The sequence below is a fragment of the Ruegeria sp. AD11(2025) genome (assembly GCF_056542405.1).
In genome coordinates this window covers 1-518 of the sequence record NZ_JBQFZU010000173.1, presented here as the reverse complement: position 1 = coordinate 518, position 518 = coordinate 1, and the positions used below count along the sequence as shown (strand labels likewise).

The 518-nt window shown below is 54.6% G+C and carries 1 protein-coding gene; it reads right to left on the bottom strand.

Annotated elements, in window-relative coordinates; translation table 11 throughout:
* Window positions 1-386, bottom strand: a 386-nt coding sequence (locus ACR1XY_RS24945) for an HAD family hydrolase (protein WP_480597578.1), incomplete at its 3' end; no start/stop codon positions are given.
* Window positions 387-518: the final 132 nt, after the last annotated feature.

Sequence of the window (518 nt, the reverse complement as noted above, 5' to 3'; positions counted from 1 at the left end):
TCTTTGAACCGCGGCCATAAACCGTTCTGGCCCAGAGTGATTTCCATTTTTTCCGGCGGGCCGTTTGAGGCAATACAATAGGGGATTCCGCTTCGGTCCAGTGCATCCAGAAGGTCTGGCACACCCGGCATCAAGGGCACGTTTTCACGCAGGCGTTCAAAAATCTCAGCATGGACTTCCTGCACCCAATCATCCGATAAATCAGCCCCCAACGATCGCGCCTTGTCCCGGACCCCTTCCATTGTGCTGCCAAGGAACAACCCGACACTGTCCTTGACGCTCAGGTTCAGCCCGTACCGCGCAAGGTTTTCGACCATCACCTGATTTGACAGTGGCTCGCTGTCGACCAAAACACCGTCACAATCGAAAATGACCAGATCGTGCATGCCTGACCCCCGCTCGGTTTCCACGTGACGTACAGGAGGGCAGGTTTTCTTGCAAACCAACAACCGGCATCAACCTGCGCGTCGTGTTTCAGTCTGAAACACTCCGCCACATCAAGGTGATATGCGTATCAC